This is a genomic window from Salinisphaera sp. LB1 (assembly GCF_003177035.1).
Classification (GTDB): Bacteria; Pseudomonadota; Gammaproteobacteria; order Nevskiales; family Salinisphaeraceae; genus Salinisphaera.
Genome location: NZ_CP029488.1, coordinates 3,378,261 through 3,391,441, shown reverse-complemented (window position 1 = coordinate 3,391,441; position 13,181 = coordinate 3,378,261). Strand labels below are relative to the sequence as shown.

The window sequence follows — 13,181 nt, the reverse complement described above, 5'->3', positions numbered from 1 at the left end:
CGGGATTATTCTTTCGGCCGGGCGAACCAGATCAGCGCGGTGAGCCCGATGAACAGCCAGCCGGCAAGCCAGTAGGCGTCATTCAGGCCCAGCAGAGCCGACTGCCGGCTGATGGTTTTCGAGAGTTTCGCCATGGCCTGTTCGTGCGTCAGCCCGGCTTGGCGCGCGCGCTCGAACCAGGCCTGGACGTTCGGGCCGTAGGCCGCGATCTGGCTGGTCAGATGATGATCGTGCAGATCCAGCCGCCGATCCCAAACTGCCTGCGACAACGACGTGCCGAACGACATTGCCAGCAACCGCATGAAATTGAACAGCCCCGACGCCCCCGCCACCCGTTCGGGCGGCAGCCCCGCGGTCGATAGGGTGAGCAACGGAATCAAAAAACAGGCCGAGCCGATGCCCCACGGCAGCCGAGTCAGGAAAAGACGGGCGAACGTGATCTGGGAATTGGCATCGGCCTTGACGAACGACAGTACGGCGAACAGCCCGAAGCCGAGGGTCACCAGTAGCCGCGGATCGAAGCGATCGGTCAGCCGCCCGGCGATCGGCGAGAACACGACCGCGCCGATGCCCAGCGACGCCGTGGTAATACCGGCCCAGGTCGCGGTATAGCCGAAATCGTTCTGCAGCCACAACGGCAGTACCACGATGCCGCCGAAATACGCCATGTAACCGAAAGTGATCGCGATCGTCGCGACGAGGAAGTTACGCTGCGCGAACAATGCCAGGTCGAGCACCGGAGACGCGTCGGTCAACTCCCAGACCAGCAGAAACGCAAACGCGACCACCGCCACCACGGCACAACCGACGATGAACGGCGACGAGAACCAGGCATCGTCGTTGCCCTGGTCGAACAACGTCTGCACCGCGATCACGCCGGCCGCCAGCAACACGAGCCCCACCAGATCGATACGGGTATGATCGCTGCCGCGCGCCGGCATGCGCTCGTGCAGTAGCAGCCAGGTGACAAGCGCCGCGACCATGCCGATGGGCACATTGAGGTTGAAGATCCACGACCAGTGATAGTTGTCGGTAATCCAGCCGCCAAGAATCGGCCCGAGCACGGGCCCGACCACGATCATCATGGCCCAGATGCCATTGGCGAAGCCGTGTCGGTGGCGCGGGAAATTGGCCAGTAGCAGCGACTGCGACAGCGGCATCACCGGCCCGGCGGCCATGCCCTGCAACGCCCGGGCGGCCACCAGCACCGGAAAGCTCCAGGCCAGGCCGCACAGCAAGGAAAACGCGGTGAAGGCGAGCGTCGACCAAACGAACAGTCGCAGTTCGCCCACGCGCCGGGCCATCCAGCCCGTGATCGGCAGCAGGATCGCGCGCGCCGCGGCAAACGAGGTGATGATCCACGTACCGTGCTGTGAGGACACGCCGAGATCGCCCGCGATGTTCGGCACCGACACGTTGGCGATGGACACATCCAACGCATTCATGAACACCGCCAGCGAGAGCGCGATCGTCAATGCAGCGAGCCGCCCGGGCGGCAACGGTTGGGATGTGGCGTTCGAGTCGCGGCTCATCGAGCGGTCGATGCCCTCGGCGGCGCAATAAAACGCTGCATCTTACATTAGAAATGTGCACGCGCCGCCGCGCACGACGGCTGAAGATGTTTCAGCCTTCGGCGGCGATCAACTCGCGTACGCGATCGGCGACCGCAAACACATGCCTATCCTGTGCGCCGTGATCACGCAGCGCGTGAGCCAAAGCGAGTGCATAGTCGCGGTTCGGCCCGCTCGGGCCGGTGGACGCTGCGATCTGGCGCGCGATGGCATCGATCGATGCCTCGCCCAGCCAGGCCGCATTCTCGGGGGTGGCGATGTACACCAGACCACGCTCGACCTGGCCGTCCTCGAACGCCATCGGCTGGGCGAAGCGCAGATAGCCGTTCTTCTCACGGTGATCGAGATATTCGAAGTGCGCCGGGGTAATTCGATAGGCCATGCCGAAGCAGGTTTCGCCCGGCGCCTCGACCAGCGTGACGACGCGCCCCGGTGACTCCGGGGTACCGCGGTGGTCGTGCGAACCCTGCCAGAAACGCCGCACCCAACCCTCGATGGTGGCGGGCTGGCGCTCGCTGTATTCGAAGCCGGCCTTGTAGATCAACGAACCGTAGCCGAATAGCCACAATTCGTCGTGGTCGGCGAAGGTACCGGAGCTGCGATTCGCTTCGATGGTGTCGTAGGACATGCTGACCGTCGGCTACGCCGCGGTTTCGGTCGCCTCGCCGACCACGCCGAAATGCGTGTACAGCCGGTCCAGAATGCCGCGCAGCGCTTCGCCCTGAAGCGCGATGCGGGCAGTCAGTTCGGCGACGGCATCATCGGTGTCGAGCGAGTCGAGATCGTCCTGGATCAGATCCAGTGCGCGAATACGCTTGAGATCGAGTTGATCGTCCAGATCGAACTCGATCGCATCGTCCACCGCCACGTTGAGCTTGGTCGCCTGCATGCCGCCGGCCAGATGTGCGCGGATTTCGTCAGCCTGCAGATCCATGGCATTGACGCGCACGCTGGATTTCACCTCGTCGGTGGATTCCAGCACACAGCGATCGCCGCACTCGAAGCCATTGGGCAGCGCATGCTCGTCGGCGACCCAGCGCGAGAGTTCCTCGGCCGGATTCATGCGCGGCTCGGGTCGCGTCACCGGCAACGTGCCGAGTGCCTCGCGCAACGCGGTGATCACGGTCTCGGCGCGGGTGTCGGAGCTGGCATCCACCCATACTCGGCTGGCGCGCAGGTCGATGACGCAGGCGGTGCGCTTGGAGCGGGTGAAAGCACGCGGCAGCAGCTCGAAATGGGCCTGATCGCGGATATCGGCTTTTTCGCGGCGGCCAACGGTCCGGCCCTCGTTGGTCTGGATGCGCTCGATGCGTTCCTCGACTTCTTCCGAGAGCACCGGGCCGGGCAGAACGCGGCTGATTTCCTGGTACACACACACGGCCAGGCCGTCGACCACATGGGTCATTGCATGTTCGCCCTTGATCGGGGGCACGAAACCGCCCACGGATACGGTCTGGTCGCCGCATTCCGGGCATAGCGCCTCACCCAGCGCGTTCTCGATATCGGCCGCGCTCCAGGGGAAGGTGTCGGTGCCCAGAAAAACGCACAGATTACGTAGCCACATACATTTGCCCTCGGGAAAATCATGACGTTGGCGCGCGCCCGCGCCCGAATCGAGGCGCACAATACGCGGGCGCGGCGCCAGCCTCAAGCGCCGCTCGTCGATTCGTTGAACGGCCGAAGTCAACCGCGTCGGCCAACGCCGGATGTCGCGCCGGAGCCCGTCGCAGGCGCCTTGCAAGCAACTGCAGCATTATTAACCGAGCATTACAACTCGTTCATGCCAGGTTAACAGCGCGAGTAGGCAGCGGCATGCTCGCCGCGGCCATCGGCCGCATAAAACAGCTGATCATCAGCTGTTTTATGCGGGATAAACTATAAAGCAGGCCGGGTGTGGCAATATCGCGCTGCATTACGCCCGGGCGCGCGCTTCGGGATTATCCTGGATTTTCGGTCTTCGCCATGCTTCGACGCCCTTCGTCTCGCCGCCTAATTGCCCTGCTCGTGGCGCTCGGCCTGTTTGCCGCGCTCGCGGGTTGCGGCCAATCCAATACGGATCAGGCCACCAATGACAGCGGCTCGGGCGGCCAGCCGGCCAAGGTCAAGGCCCAGATCGGCTACATGCCGATTTTGCCCGACGCCCAGCTGTTCGTGAATCTCGAGAACGGCGGTATCGCCAAGGCCGGCATCGATCCCGACCTGGTGTCGTTCCAGAACGGCCCGGCCATGGTGCAAGCGCTGGCATCCGGCCAGCTCGATATCGCCTACTTCGGCATTGGCCCGACCATGGTAGCCCGCGCCAAGGGGGCGGACATTCGGGTTGTGGCGTCCAACATCATCCAGCAGATCAGCGTGGTCGCGCTCGGTGATCTCGCGCCGTATTTCAACAACGGCGATCCGGCCACGGCGTTTGCGCGCTTTCGCAAGGACACGGGGCACAAGGCCAAGATCTCGACCTTCCCGGTCGGGTCGGTGCCGCAGACCGTGTTCGCCTACTGGCTGAAGAACAAGCTGCATGCCGATGCGTCGGATGTCGACGTCATCTACCAGGGCGCCTCGCAGGTACAGCAGTCGTTGCTCACCGGCGCGGTGGATGGTGCGGCCATTCTCGAACCGATCGTGTCGATCGTCGAGAAGCGCCAGCCCAAGGCCCGCGTGGTGGCCAGCGGGGCTGATCTGTTCGATAACCAGCCGGGCGCGGTCGTCGCCGTGCGCCAGGCGTTCATCAAGGCGCATCCCAAGGTGGTCGAGCGTCTGGTGGCAGCGCATATCCGGGCCACCCAGACGCTCGTCGCCGTTGATGGCTCGGCGATCGACGCCGTCGCCAAGTACGTCGGTGGCGGGCGCCTGCCGCGCGATATCGTGGCCTCGGCCTTGGATCATTCGAAATCCAACTTCGTCGCCGACCCGCACCGCATCGTGGACGCGACGCAACGCATGTATCACTTCCAGCGCGCGCAGGGCACGCTCAAGGCCAAGCTCGATATCGGTGCCCTGTTCGATACCACCTTCTACGATCGGGTGGTCGGCAAGACGAGCGGCGCCGATGGCGCCTCGAACGACACCCACGGCGGTTGATCTTGGCCCGGTCCGCGGAACAACGACGGCGGCGCGCCGCCAAGCGCGCCAGCGTGCGGCGCATTGGGCTGGGTCTGTTCGGCGTGGTGCTGTTCGTTGGCATCTGGAAAGCGGCGTACGTGTTCAATTGGGCGCCGCGCGGCACGCTGCCCGATCCGTTCGAGATTCCCGCCGCGACCGTTCGTGAATGGCGCAGCGGGCACCTCCTGCCCGCCATCGGTTCGAGCCTGATTCACTACGTCTGGGGCCTGGGCGCGGGGACGGTCGCGGGTTTCCTGGTCGGTCTGCTGGCCGCCAGTTCGCGCCTGTTCGACGATCTGCACTACATGCTCGCACGCGTCCTGCGCCCGATCCCGCCGCTGGCCTGGGTGGTGTTCGCGATCGCGTGGTTTCATGTCAGCCACGCCGGTGCGGCGTTCGTGATTTCCATCGGCGTGTTCTGGGTGAATTATTTCGCCACCGCCTCGGGCGTGGCCAACGTCGATCCACGCTACTACGAGCTCGCTCGCGCCTTCGGCCATGGCGGCTTCATATCGCGGGTGACGACCATCACCCTGCCCGGCGCCGCCCCGGGCATTCTGTCGGGCATGCGCACCGGGGTCGGCCAGGCCTGGATGACGCTGATCGCGGCGGAGCTGCTCGGCGTACCCGGTATGGGCCAACAAATGAATTCGGCCGCTGGCGTCGGCGCTTATGACGCGGTAGTGGTCTACATGCTGGCGATTTCGCTGATCTATTCCATCTCCGACGGCCTGTTCGCGATAGCCGAGAAACAACTGCTGCGGTGGCGGCCATGAGCACCACGCCGCTGCTGACCGTCGAAAGCCTGTCTTACCATCATCCGGGCAACGACACACCGGTGTTCGCCGATCTGGAATTCGCCGTCGCCGATGGCGAGTTCGTCGCCATTGTGGGCGGCTCGGGCGTCGGCAAGTCCACGCTACTGCGCAATATCGCGGGCCTGATTCCACCCAGTGCGGGACGAATCACGCTATCCCCGGCGAACAATCGTGGCAGCCGCGATCGCGGCTTCGTGTTTCAGGACACGCGCTTGCTGCCGTGGCGGCGGATCGCCTCGAACATCGAGTACGGCCTGGCCGGGCTGGATCTGTCACGTGCCGAGCGCCACCAACGTATCGACGAAGTGCTGGAACTGACGGCCATGACACCCTATCGCGATCGCTGGCCGCATTCGATTTCCGGCGGCCAGGCCCAGCGCATCGGGCTGGCCCGCGCGCTGGCCGTCCATCCGCGACTGCTGCTCATGGACGAACCGTTTTCCGCCGTCGATGCGCTCACCCGGCGTCATTTGCAGGACGAACTGCTGGCGATCTGGCGCCGGCTCGGCATGGCGGTGTTGTTCGTCACCCACGACATCGACGAAGCGCTGTATCTGGCCGACCGTATTCAGGTCATGCGCGGCAGTCCGGCCGCCATCGTGCGCGACGAGCGCATCGATCTACCCCGGCCGCGCGAGCGCGGCGACAACGCATTCGTCGCCCTCACCCACAAAATTGCCGATTCGCTCTGAACCCGGGATTGCACCATGACTGACGCTGAACACGGGCCGCTGCGGCTGATCATTCACGCCGCCGACGAAGCCTCCCTGGCCCGCGCCCGCAACAATGCCCGCAACCTGCTCTCGGCCGAACCGACCGCGGCGGTGGAGATCGTGGTCAACGGCCCGGCCGTGGCCGCCGCCCTGGCCATACCGGACAACACCGACACCCTGTTGCGGCTATGCGCGAACACCCTGGCCCGTCAGGACCTGGAGGCACCCGCCGAGATTGCCCGCGTGAAAGCCGCGGTGCTCTACATCGCCCAGCGTCAGCGCGACGGCTGGGCGTACATGCGCGCCTGAGTTTCAAGCTCGGAGAAATACGCCGGGGGTACACTCGGCAACTGCTCGAGACCCGGCCGGGCGAAATAGTAGCCCTGCTGCAGCGCAATGCCGTGCCGGTAAAGCCAGGCCGCCTCGTCGCCGGTTTCCACCCCCTCGGCGATCAAGCGGATATCGAGCTTGGCGGCCATGGCGATCATGCCTTCGACCAGGACCTGGCGCCGCGGGGTATCCGGGATATCGCGCACCAGCTCGCGATCAATCTTGATGATCTCGGGGCGCAGATCGACCAACAGATCGAGATTGGCGTAGCCGCCGCCAAAGTCGTCGAGCGCCGTGGTGAATCCCATGGCGTTATAGGCCTCGACGATGTTCTGCAGGTGAAGCCGATCGCGTACCGCTTCGGTTTCGATGATCTCGAACATCAAGCGCGATATCGGCCAACCCAATCGTTCCGCCGTCGCCAGCGTCGCCTGGATGCAGGCCTCAGGCGAGTACACCGCGTTCGGCAGAAAATTGATCGACAGCATCCGATCACAACCGAGCGCATGCGCGACCTCGATCGCGCGCACACGACAGGCCTGATCGAAGGCGTACATGTTACCGGCGTCGACCCGGTCCAGAATAGAGGCGGCCGACTCGCCTCCCGGCCCGCGCACCAGGGCTTCGTAGGCAAAGACATCACCGGCCGCAACATCCACGATGGGTTGGAACGCCATGGTGAAATCGAAATCGAGCGCGCCGCCACAGCGCGTGCAGTGCGGCGCGTGATCGCCGTCGCAGTTCGTCATTTAAGCCTCTTGTACGATGCGGTTTTTGACATATTCGCCGCCAAGGCAGAGCCAAGTCCAGATTATGTTCACACCGATCAGGCCGGTATTGCACGCCCGCATCGGGTCGGGCGATCCAGGATCCGAACAGGCAATGCTGCCCGAAGTAGTAGCCGAAGCAACCGGGGGCAGGCCCCCGGGCTGCGATCAATTGTGCCCAAGGTCAACTTGAGTCGGCGATGGCAGCCTGCTCTCATGGCGGCATGTCATGATGCCCGGTCGACAAACCATCCGCCCCCGCCAACCCGGGCGCGCGTGTTGAACCGACTTTCGGGCGCTGCACCGACGGCTGACGGAGATGCCATGCCGACCGCGCTGACCACCGCCAACGACCGCGCCGGAGGCGCCATCACGGCATGACACTGCGCAATATCGATGCGTTGTTTTCCGGCACGCAGGCGTCGATACTCGGCCAGCCGACGACGCCGGCCCAGAAACAGCTTCTGGCCAATCTCGAAGCGAGCGCCGCGGGCGATCGGGTGCACGTGGCGACACGCCCCCATCGCTCGCGCCTGCCCGCGTCGCCCGGTCCGTGCGCGGTGGTAATGGACCCTCGCTGGGGCCGCCCCGACATCATCGCCGCCCTGGCCGAGGCCGGTTGCCGGGCGGTGGTATGGGCGGCGCCCGATCGCATCGGAGACGATGTGCTGCGCGCGGCACGGCCGACCACCATGCGGCTTCTGGGCGGGCGCACCGCCGGCGTGTTCGATACCCGCAGCGGACTCAACATGACCACCCTGGCCTCGCTTCCCCGCCCGGGTAAGGTCGCCTTGATCAGCCAGTCGCAATCGCTGACCGCGGCGGCGGTCGACTGGGCCCTGGGGCGCAACATCGGGTTTTCGTGGCTCGCCTGCACCGGTGCGGAAGCCGACATCGACGCGGCCGACCTGCTCGATCACGCCGCACTCGATCCACGCACCCGAGCGGTCGTGCTCCAGATCGGCGAAATCGCGGAGCCACGCAAGTTCATGTCGGCCGCGCGCGCGGCCGCTCGGGTCAAACCCGTACTGGTACTCCAGACGCGGGCCGATCGTTCGGGCACGCCGCCCGGCCCCGACCCGGCCCGCTCGGCGGCGTTCGCCCGCGCCGGTCTGGTCGAGTGCGAAAACCTCGGCGGCCTCTTCGACGGCCTGGCGGCGCTGGAATTGTTGCCCAGCGTGCGCCAGGATCGGGTGATGGTACTGGGCAACGGCGCGGGCGTGTGTGCGCTCGGCACCGATGCCCTGCGCCGGGCGGCGCTCACGCCGGTCGAAGCCAGCGTCGAAACCGTCGACGCACTGGCCGATGCGGCGCCGCGTGCCCACAACACCGGCGCAGGCATCGACCTGGCAAGCTCCGACAGCACCGAAACGGTTGCGGCGCTGCGCCTCGCGCTCGCCGACCGCGGGGTCGACGCCGCGCTACTGGTACACAGCCCCGTCGCCGGACATCCCCACGAGCCGATGGTCGAGGCGATCGCCGAAGCCGAGCTCGACGCGCGCCTCATGACCGTCTGGCTCGGCCTGCACACCGCCTTGCCGGCACGGGCGGCGAGCGCCCGGGCGCGACTGGCCACCTTCGCCTCGGCCGACGAGGCGGCCCGTGCCATCCATTACCGCCGTCGCTATCACCAAACGCGCGAACTGCTCACGGCCACGCCGCCGCCCGACCCGACGGTCACTGCCGACGCCGAGGCCCTCCGCCATCGCCTGCATGTGCTTGCCGACGACGGCGTGGAATGGCTCTCGCCCGAGGACACACAGGAAACGCTCGCCGCCTATGGCATCGTCGGCGCACCGAGCGGTCGCGCCGGCGCCGACCCGTCGATCCGCGTGCGCATCGAAGTGCTCGACCACCCCGAGCTCGGCATGGTCATGCGCGTCACCGACGAGGCGTTGGGCGTGGCGCCCGCCTATGGCTTCGCGCCGCTGGATGCCTTGCTCGCGCGCCGCATGCTCGAAGGCGCCAGCGCCGGGCGCCTGTCGGCAACACTGGAAGCGGTCGAGGCGCTGGCTCAGGCACTGGTGCGCCTGTCAAAGCTGGTGGTTGACATCGCCGAGATGACACGGCTGGACCTGCATCTCGCGATCGGCCCGCACGGCCGGCTGCATACGCCCACCGATACGCTGATCGAGATCACCGCCGCGCCGCGCGCCGCGCGTCACCGGCTCGCGATGTCGCCCTACCCGGCGCGCATGCGCCACCGCGTGACCCTGCGCGATCAACGCACCTACATCGTGCGTGCGATCCATCCTTCCGACGAGCCGCTGGTGCTCGACCTGCTCGACAGCCTGAGTCCGGAAGAGATCCGGCTGCGTTTTTTCAGCACCATCCGCCATTTCTCGCATGACATGGCCGCCCGCATGACGCAGATCGACTACGACCGTGAAGTCTCGCTGGTCATCAGCCCTACGAATACGCCCGGCGAGCTGACCGGCATGGGCACGATCATTGCCGACCCCGACGGCCGCGAGGCCGAATTTGCCGTACTCGTACATCACGCCCATACCGGTATCGGCCTTGGTCGGCACCTGCTCGATTGTCTGCTGCGCCAGGCCCACGCCCGCGGCATCGAAACCGTCTACGGCGAGATCCTCGCAGACAACCGTCCCATGCTGGAACTGGCGCGCAGCCTCGGCTTTACCATTCACCGCTCGCTCGACGACGCCACCTGCGTACGGGCCGAGATCGATGTCGCCCGCTATCGCAACGCCGGCCGGGCACCCCCCGGGCAACCCGACGAGGCACCATGAATACGCCCGCCCCCGCGCGCGAAGTACACGCCTTCTGGTTCGACATCCTGGAACCGCGCGACTGGTTCACGGCGAACTCCCGGCTGGACCGGCGGATTGCAGCCGAATTCGGCGCCCTGATTCCGGCTGCGCGGGCCGAGACATTGGCCTACTGGCGGGTTTCACCCACCGGTCGGCTCGCCGAGATCCTCGTGCTCGATCAGTTCTCACGCAACGTCTTTCGCGGCCACGCCGAGGCATTCGCCGGCGACGAACTGGCATTGGCGCTGGCGAAAAAGGCGATCGAGGCCGGCGCGCCGCGCGATCTCGCCGCCGACGAACGCGCCTTCGTCTACATGCCGTTCATGCACAGTGAATCGCTCGCCGAACACGACCGCGCGCTCGATCTGTTCTCGGAACCGGGGTTGGCGCACTACCTCGAACACGAACACAAGCATCGCGCCGTGCTGGAACGCTTTGGTCGCTACCCACAAAGAAACGCCGCCCTCGGCCGTGCGAACACGGACGAGGAAGCGGCGTTTTTGTCCGAGCCCGGCTCGGGGTTCTAGCGTCTACCTAGAAACGAACATACATCCCCGCGAAAACGTTGAACGGCTCCGCATACTTCTTGCGCGGATTGGCCGGGCCGTAGCCGGCGCCGGTGACGTACTGGTCGTTGAGAAGATTGTCGAGATTGACCGAAAACGACATCTTTTTGACGCCCCAATTTTTGACGATGGCGTCGGGAACGTCGTACTTCGCATACGCCTTCGTATCCACGTGGCTGGAGATCTTGTAGTACTGGTTATCGTACAGACTCACGTAATAGGCCGAGGTGTAATCTGCCGAGATACCGCCGGACCAGCCGTTGTATTTAACCCGTAGACCCAGCGCATCCGTGTTACGGGGCGACTGCGTGGGCGGCTGGCCGTGATCGCTGTAATAGGCGTCCAGATAACCAATGTTCGCAAAGCCGGACAACCAACTGTTGAAGGCATAGCTGTTTTCGAGTTCCACCCCCTGGTTGACCCGCCCGCCGGCGTTAACGAGCTGCGAGAACGTGCCGGAACCGTTGGGCTCCTGAAAGCTCTTGGAGCGGATATAGCTCAGGTAATGGGTATCGAACAACGTCAAACGCCCGCTCCACGGACCCTTATCCCAGATCGTGCCCACTTCGTAGCTATCGGCTTCCTCGGGTGCGAGCGCGAGGTTGAACCGGCCACTATAGAACTGGTTGTACCCCGGCGGCTTGAACGAACGCGTGTAGTTCGCGTAAAGGTTCCAACCCTCCAGCAACTGATAGTTCATGCCCAGCGACGGCAGCAAGCGATTGTACGAAACCGTCTGATGCTCGTTATACGAGTTATTGTAGAAATCGCGGTCGATGCGCGCGTACTTCAGGCCGGGGGTGACGGTGAAGTGCTTGAACGGCCGGATTTCAACTTCGATGTACGGCTGCTCAGTGCTGTTCTTGACCGTCTCGTCATAAACGGGGCTCTTAGCCGGCGCCCCGAACAACGGGTTCAGGTTCGCGACATGGTCCGTGTTCTGGTAACTCCAGTACACCCCGGTTTTGAACGTGGCGTATTTCGTATCGTAGGCGAAACGGAAGATGTTGCCGACCTGGTTGGTTTTATTCCAGCTCTTCTCGAGATAGAGATCCCCGGTATTGTAATCGCTATAACCGGACGCGCCGTACCCACTGCCATGGTAGTAGTACAGCTGGTTAGAAACATCGATCTTGTCACGATGAATCTCGTACTTGATGTAAGTGCGATTATTGTAATACTTGTTGTAATTGTAGCCGTAATAGTTCGTCGTTTTTGGATCTTCGTTGTATCCGTTGTAACGTTTGCCGTATTGCGCCTTCTCGGCATCGGTGATGCCGCGATAGTAGTTGTAGCTCTGGTCCGTACTGTGGAAATACAGCGTGAGCTTGCCGAGCGGCAGTTTGCTGATGGCCTTGAACGTCGCGTCGTTGCGATATTTGGTGTTCGTATGGTCGTAGTAGCCGTCGCCGTCGCGCGCGGAAAGACTCAGGATGGCCGACGTGCTGTCGTTGAGGAACGACCCGGTGTTGATCTGCGCACCGTATTGCTTGGCATGAAATGAACCGACGCCCAGATAGGGCTGTACATAGAAATTCGGCTGTGGATCCTTGCTGTGAACATCAATCGATCCGCCGAAGTTGCTGAGGCCAACCGTCGATGCCGAACCGGCGCCCGGCATAACATCGATGCTGCTGATTGCATAGTTGTTGGTGACATCGTTGGTATAGACAGAACCGTCGTCCGACGAGTTGATGGGAATGCCATCGATCATTACGTTGAGATGATCTTTCTGGAAACCTCGGAGCCTGAAGTCGCTGCCGCTGTCGTTGGACCCGGTATGCGAACGGAAGAAGTTGGGCTGGTTGGTCAGCGCCGCCGCAAAATCCTGTACCGGTGACGTCGCATCCTGAATCTGTGCCTGTGTAACCGTGGTAATTGTGCGTGTGGCGTCAGGCACCTGCGCCTGACCCGTCAAAAGCTTCAGGTAATCCGCCTGCCCCGTTACCGAAATCTCATCCAGCGTCGTAGTGCTGACGGTCATGCTCTTCGACGCCGGGGCGGCGGCGGCAGGCGCGGCCGCAGCTGGCGCCGGGGCTGCTGCCGTCGTGTCGCCGGCCTGGCCTTTGTTCGTGCCGGCATCGGTAGTCGCCGCAATGGCCGCGGACGCCATCAGAACGCCGCCGGTCAGTAATAGCGGCAATGCCGGCCGTACTTGCTTATTGAATAACATGGAACCCCAATAGCCTCCCTTGGCTGTGACGCGGAGGGCAGTCCTCCACACTGGTCGGAATATCTCGATCCCCCGAGGTTCGAGATTGCGACAACACGCTAGCGGAGCTTTATTGCATCAACGTGTCGCAATGCAGCTCGTACATGTGAAAATCGCTTGGTAGCGCTTTGGCACTCTCCGGCCAGACCGGCAAAGGGTCGAGATCGCACCCGGCAAGGCGCAGGGCGACGTCCGCAGCGATCAATACTGCTGCGGAAAATAATTCGCGAACAAACCCGTCTTTTATGCAATAAACATTTGCATTCGATAGATATTAAATCGCATAAATATAAAGATATAATAGTTACCATGGCACATTTTATAGCACATG

At 63.8% G+C, this 13,181-nt stretch carries 11 protein-coding genes; 6 read left to right on the top strand and 5 right to left on the bottom strand.

Annotation, left to right across the window (positions count from 1 at the left end; translation table 11 throughout):
* Positions 1–5: 5 nt before the first annotated feature.
* The 3 genes from SALB1_RS15165 to SALB1_RS15155 all read right to left on the bottom strand — a co-directional run bounded on the left by SALB1_RS15165 (position 6) and on the right by SALB1_RS15155 (position 3,135).
* Positions 6–1,532 carry a DHA2 family efflux MFS transporter permease subunit gene (locus SALB1_RS15165; RefSeq protein WP_109994603.1) on the bottom strand — a complete coding sequence of 509 codons (1,527 nt, stop codon included), beginning with the start codon at positions 1,530–1,532 and terminating at the stop codon, positions 6–8.
* Between the two features lie 91 nt (positions 1,533–1,623).
* A complete protein-coding gene (locus tag SALB1_RS15160) occupies positions 1,624–2,199 on the bottom strand; it encodes a gamma-glutamylcyclotransferase (protein ID WP_109994602.1) in 576 nt (191 codons plus the stop codon).
* Positions 2,200–2,211: 12 nt separating this feature from the next.
* On the bottom strand, positions 2,212–3,135 hold the full coding sequence (locus tag SALB1_RS15155; RefSeq protein WP_109995482.1) for a recombination-associated protein RdgC: 924 nt from the start codon (positions 3,133–3,135) through the stop codon (positions 2,212–2,214).
* A 398-nt stretch (positions 3,136–3,533) separates the two neighbouring features.
* On the opposite strand from SALB1_RS15155, the gene SALB1_RS15150 reads away from it, so the two are divergent.
* The 4 genes from SALB1_RS15150 to SALB1_RS15135 are packed head-to-tail and all read left to right on the top strand — an operon-like array spanning position 3,534 to position 6,510.
* Positions 3,534–4,649: an ABC transporter substrate-binding protein gene (locus tag SALB1_RS15150; RefSeq protein WP_109994601.1), complete on the top strand. Its 1,116-nt coding sequence runs from the start codon at positions 3,534–3,536 to the stop codon at positions 4,647–4,649.
* Between the two features lie 2 nt (positions 4,650–4,651).
* The gene (locus SALB1_RS15145; protein ID WP_255414424.1) at positions 4,652–5,446 is read left to right on the top strand and encodes an ABC transporter permease; all 795 of its coding nucleotides are present in this window, start codon (positions 4,652–4,654) and stop codon (positions 5,444–5,446) included.
* Positions 5,443–6,180 carry an ABC transporter ATP-binding protein gene (locus tag SALB1_RS15140; protein WP_109994600.1) on the top strand — a complete coding sequence of 246 codons (738 nt, stop codon included), beginning with the start codon at positions 5,443–5,445 and terminating at the stop codon, positions 6,178–6,180. Before SALB1_RS15145 ends, SALB1_RS15140 begins: the two co-directional genes overlap by 4 nt.
* 15 nt (positions 6,181–6,195) lie before the next feature.
* Positions 6,196–6,510, top strand: coding sequence for a hypothetical protein (locus tag SALB1_RS15135; RefSeq protein ID WP_109994599.1), 315 nt, complete (start codon positions 6,196–6,198; stop codon positions 6,508–6,510).
* Here the strand turns inward: SALB1_RS15135 and SALB1_RS15130 are convergent.
* Positions 6,477–7,280, bottom strand: coding sequence for an EAL domain-containing protein (locus SALB1_RS15130; RefSeq protein ID WP_109994598.1), 804 nt, complete (start codon positions 7,278–7,280; stop codon positions 6,477–6,479). The genes SALB1_RS15135 and SALB1_RS15130 overlap by 34 nt on opposite strands.
* Before the next feature lie 395 nt (positions 7,281–7,675).
* Between SALB1_RS15130 and SALB1_RS15125 the strand changes: the two genes are divergently transcribed.
* The gene (locus SALB1_RS15125; protein WP_109994597.1) at positions 7,676–10,051 is read left to right on the top strand and encodes a GNAT family N-acetyltransferase; all 2,376 of its coding nucleotides are present in this window, start codon (positions 7,676–7,678) and stop codon (positions 10,049–10,051) included.
* The gene (locus SALB1_RS15120) at positions 10,048–10,599 is read left to right on the top strand and encodes a DUF924 family protein (protein WP_109994596.1); all 552 of its coding nucleotides are present in this window, start codon (positions 10,048–10,050) and stop codon (positions 10,597–10,599) included. The genes SALB1_RS15125 and SALB1_RS15120 overlap by 4 nt, the downstream gene beginning before the upstream one ends.
* A gap of 7 nt (positions 10,600–10,606) precedes the next feature.
* Here SALB1_RS15120 and SALB1_RS15115 read toward each other — a convergent pair whose 3' ends face one another.
* A complete protein-coding gene (locus SALB1_RS15115; protein WP_145961342.1) occupies positions 10,607–12,862 on the bottom strand; it encodes a TonB-dependent receptor in 2,256 nt (751 codons plus the stop codon).
* Positions 12,863–13,181: the final 319 nt, after the last annotated feature.

Coding starts and splice junctions, on each gene's coding strand:
- SALB1_RS15135 (WP_109994599.1), top strand. CDS start 6,196: ATGACTGACGCTGAACACGGGCCGCTGCGGCTGATCATTCACGCCGCC.
- SALB1_RS15140 (WP_109994600.1), top strand. CDS start 5,443: ATGAGCACCACGCCGCTGCTGACCGTCGAAAGCCTGTCTTACCATCAT.
- SALB1_RS15165 (WP_109994603.1), bottom strand. CDS start 1,532: ATGAGCCGCGACTCGAACGCCACATCCCAACCGTTGCCGCCCGGGCGG.
- SALB1_RS15125 (WP_109994597.1), top strand. CDS start 7,676: ATGACACTGCGCAATATCGATGCGTTGTTTTCCGGCACGCAGGCGTCG.
- SALB1_RS15155 (WP_109995482.1), bottom strand. CDS start 3,135: ATGTGGCTACGTAATCTGTGCGTTTTTCTGGGCACCGACACCTTCCCC.
- SALB1_RS15130 (WP_109994598.1), bottom strand. CDS start 7,280: ATGACGAACTGCGACGGCGATCACGCGCCGCACTGCACGCGCTGTGGC.
- SALB1_RS15120 (WP_109994596.1), top strand. CDS start 10,048: ATGAATACGCCCGCCCCCGCGCGCGAAGTACACGCCTTCTGGTTCGAC.
- SALB1_RS15160 (WP_109994602.1), bottom strand. CDS start 2,199: ATGTCCTACGACACCATCGAAGCGAATCGCAGCTCCGGTACCTTCGCC.
- SALB1_RS15150 (WP_109994601.1), top strand. CDS start 3,534: ATGCTTCGACGCCCTTCGTCTCGCCGCCTAATTGCCCTGCTCGTGGCG.